This window comes from uncultured Brachyspira sp., from assembly GCF_949287625.1.
Lineage (GTDB): Bacteria > Spirochaetota > Brachyspiria > Brachyspirales > Brachyspiraceae > Brachyspira.
On sequence record NZ_CASEGO010000160.1, the window covers coordinates 1 to 3,912 of the forward strand.

4 protein-coding genes are annotated in these 3,912 nt (G+C 25.5%); 2 read left to right on the forward strand and 2 right to left on the reverse strand.

Annotated features, from left to right (window positions below):
* Positions 1–345 precede the first annotated feature (345 nt).
* Together csx20 and Q1X91_RS14970 are read left to right on the forward strand one after the other, a co-directional pair.
* Entirely contained in the window at positions 346–735 is a 390-nt protein-coding gene (gene csx20 / locus Q1X91_RS14965) for a CRISPR-associated protein Csx20 (protein WP_300759306.1), read from the forward strand.
* Positions 736–744: 9 nt separating this feature from the next.
* Positions 745–2,007: a DUF1887 family CARF protein gene (locus tag Q1X91_RS14970; protein ID WP_300759308.1), complete on the forward strand. Its 1,263-nt coding sequence runs from the start codon at positions 745–747 to the stop codon at positions 2,005–2,007.
* A gap of 292 nt (positions 2,008–2,299) precedes the next feature.
* Here the strand turns inward: Q1X91_RS14970 and Q1X91_RS14975 are convergent, their stop codons facing one another.
* Both Q1X91_RS14975 and Q1X91_RS14980 read right to left on the reverse strand, forming a co-directional pair.
* Positions 2,300–2,635: a hypothetical protein gene (locus Q1X91_RS14975; protein WP_300759310.1), complete on the reverse strand. Its 336-nt coding sequence runs from the start codon at positions 2,633–2,635 to the stop codon at positions 2,300–2,302.
* Positions 2,636–2,652: 17 nt separating this feature from the next.
* Positions 2,653–3,315 (reverse strand): outer membrane beta-barrel protein, encoded by a 663-nt coding sequence (locus tag Q1X91_RS14980; protein ID WP_300759312.1) that lies wholly within the window; start codon positions 3,313–3,315, stop codon positions 2,653–2,655.
* Between the last annotated feature and the right edge of the window lie 597 nt (positions 3,316–3,912).

Here is a 3,912-nt window from a genome sequence, read left to right on the forward strand (position 1 = left end):
GGCTTCTATCAGATAACACTCTTTTGCATTTAAGTGTTTATTTTTTCTCGGTTTTAGTGTAATATCCATTAGTGGTTGTTGTCTCCTTATTTTATTTTTTTTGGCTAAAAAATATTATTTTATTTAAAGAGATTTAACAACCACTTTTTTATCTACTACTTTTTTCGCAATCGTTTTTAGAATTTACCTACTGTTATTTTATATCAAACTGCTAAAAAACCTGTATACATTTATACTTTTCTCTTATTTATTAATAAATTATATACAAATATTTTTTTAAAAAATTATTCTATCATTTATTTCATTTTAAGTATAAAATACACATGCAACATGGAGAAAAATTTTATGCCAAATATTTTTATTTTACTTTCACATCAACTTACTCAAGAACAAATTGAAGCGCTGAAAAATGAGCTACAAATTGAAAATATTATATACCTGCCTAAAAACCTTCAGTTACTTTGGAGCAATATTCCACCAGAACCAGAAAAAATTCATGATACATTAAACCCTATACGCTTATGGCTTAAAGAAAATGCAAAATCTGGAGATTATGCACTTATCCAAGGTGATATGGGTGCTACATATCAGATGATAAATTATGCTTTTGAGATTAATATATATCCATGCTATACTACCACTGAAAGAATTTCTTTGCAGGAAAAAGATAATAATGGCACAGTTAATGTAATAAAACAGTTTAAACATATAAGATTTAGATTATACGAAAAGTAAGGGGTAAATATGAATAAAAAAATTATAGTTTCACTTATTAGTGCACAAAGTGTACCAAATATGGTATTAATTAAAAACAATATGGATTCTGAATACTTTATAAATATAGTAACAGAAGGTATGTCCGATAATAACTCATATCTAATCAATACTATTAATCCACAAAATAATTCAGAAATAAACAATAAATTTAAACAAATAAAAATACAAAAACATATAGAAAACAATATTGAAAAAATTACAGAATCTATTAGTTCTTTAAAAGAAATATATGATGAAAGTGAGCAAATATTGGTTAATATAACTGGTGGAACAAAAATATTATCCATCGCTCTTTATCAATATTTTAGTGAACATTATAAAAATAAGAGCATGTTATTATACTTAAATATTGATTCTATTTCTACTTCATATAACATATTAAATACTTATGGCAAGTTGGATATGCAGCAATCTATTACTTTAGAAGAATATTTAACATCTTATGGAATAGAAATCGTTAATAATGAAGATACAAAACCAAAATATCCACAAAACTGTGCAAATCTATTAGTAAAGCATGCAATAACTGCAAAAGGTATGTTTGGAGATTATAAAATACTAGACACAAAAAAAGCACTTGCCAGCTTTATGAATATATTAAATGAAAAATATGAAAAACAATTAGATACTCATGATTCAAAACTTAATATAGAAAAAGAATTAACTTTATGCGAAGATAAAATCAAAATATATTCAAATAGTATTATTGAATATATTAATTATTTACATAACACAACTAAATATCTGCCAGATATTAATAATATTACATATAACGCTTTAAAATATATTAATTCTGGTTATTTTGAAGAGTATTTATATTATAATATTGCTTCTATCCTGCCATATAAAGAAAATGTGGAAGATTATTTAAAAACAGGTGTTAAAATCAAAGTTCATAACCCAAAAAGAAAAACTTATGAAAATATATCTAATGACCAGGAACTTGATATTTTATTTATGTATAATAATGCAATCTACTATATAGAATGTAAAACATATACAAGTCCAAAAATTATTAATGAATCTATTTTTAAACAGGCTGCAATATCAAACCTGCTTGGTTTGAAAAAAACTAATTCATTTACAACATTAAATACATATTATGAAAGAACACTTAAAGAATTAACAGATAAAATGACAATATATAATATCAATCTAATTACTGGAAATAACATCAAACAAAATAAAATACTTTTAAAATTAAAAGAATTATGTAACATAAAAATATAAATAACTAAGGCTGCTTATAAGATTGAGCAGCCTAGTCATTTAATAGGTTTTAAGGAGTGCCTATGTAGTTTACTATTTCATATTCTATCTTAATAATATATGGAGCTATGTAAGCAAGCAGATTCCTTAGAACATCATGTGGTAAAAAGTATAAATCATTAGGAACATTAATGTATTTTCCAATAATGCTAATTACATTTTCATACTCTTATTCTGTTAACAATGCAGTATAAATATAGGCCTGGTCAGTTGCTGGTGGTCCCATCATTGTGTAACTATATTGTATTTTATATTATGAATTAGCTGCAATATAAGCTTTTTTAACCCATGAATCTGCAGGATATAAACCATTTACTATCTCTATTTCAGGGGTAAGTAATATGCCACCAACATCTGTTGAACCTGGAAGAATGATAAAAGGATATGTTACATATACTCCTTCATTTCTATTATTCTTTATCTCAATACTACCTCTCGAAGAAGGTGTATACACTTTAGTGTAATATTGTGGCTCCATATTATCTAATAACTGTATAATATTCTCTAAACTATAATCTTTAAATTTTATATTATCCTCTGAGCAGCCAGATAATATTAGTAGTAATATTAATAAGATTATTCTTCTCATTTATAAACTCCCTTTATTTAAAACCTGTATCCTGCTTCTAAATTTAATCTTATTGCAGATAAATTAATATCTGCAGAGCTTACTATTGTATAATCGCAATTAAGACCAGTATAAAACTTTTTAAAATTATATCGCAGACCAAACCCTGCTATAAATCCAAAACTAGCACCTGTTGTATTATACTCTATTTTATCTGTAAAATACGAATAGGTTTCTTCTCGATAGTTTGCTATAGATATTACAGGACCTATACCTAACCAAGGACTAAAACCTTTATTGTTTTTCTTTGTTTCATACTGCAGCATTAGCAAAATTCTAATATCAAATATATGCGTATTCATTTTTGATGCATTATTGAAAAATATATTTGTAACAGATTCTGTTTTAGGCTTACCTTGTGAAAATGTATATCCGAAGTCTGAAGCGATTCCTAAAAATTTATTAAAATTATATTTAATTCGCACACCAGCTCCACCACCAACACCAGCCCCTTTTGCATCATTTTCCAGAAAGAAACCTCCTCCATATACACCAATTGATACTGGATATAATTCTGGCTGCAGCTTAATAAAACTTTTTACTTCTTTTTTAAATTTTTCATCATTAGTTTCTGCATAGGAGTTTATTGTAGTGGATATCATTATAATAGAAAATAAAAAAAGTTTAAAAATATGCTGCATTTTATACCTCTCAAAATATGAATGACATAAACTACAGCATATAAAAAAAACTATTTATCAAAAAACCTATAAAAGAATATTAGAAAATTAAATATTAATTTTATTTATAAATAGGTTATCACTATCCTATTTTTTAAATATTACAGTTTCTTATGATAAAATTATACTAATAACGATTATATATTGTATGGTTAGATTATCTATTATGAGTTTATCATATTTATTATTAGCTGTTTCTAAATAGTCAAATTAATTAATATTATTTGGATGATTTATATAAAAATTAATGAAATAAATTGGCTTCAATCCCTTATAATCAGGTCTCGTGTTATCTATCACACTTACCAGCCACTTTTTCTATTTCCTCCCTACTCGGTCGGGAAAAAGTGTCCTCGCAAAAAACGCTCGCCCTTATAATCAGGTCTAATAATGTTACCCTTGTCTTTTTTATACCTTATTTATTAATAATTTGCAAGTACATATTTCATTTTCTTAAAAAATAGTAAATTCTAAAAACGATTGCAACAGTTTAAGCAGTCATTCAAGTTCTCATAAAAAATATCTTTAGCCGATTTATAATTAAATAATTTTCTAGGA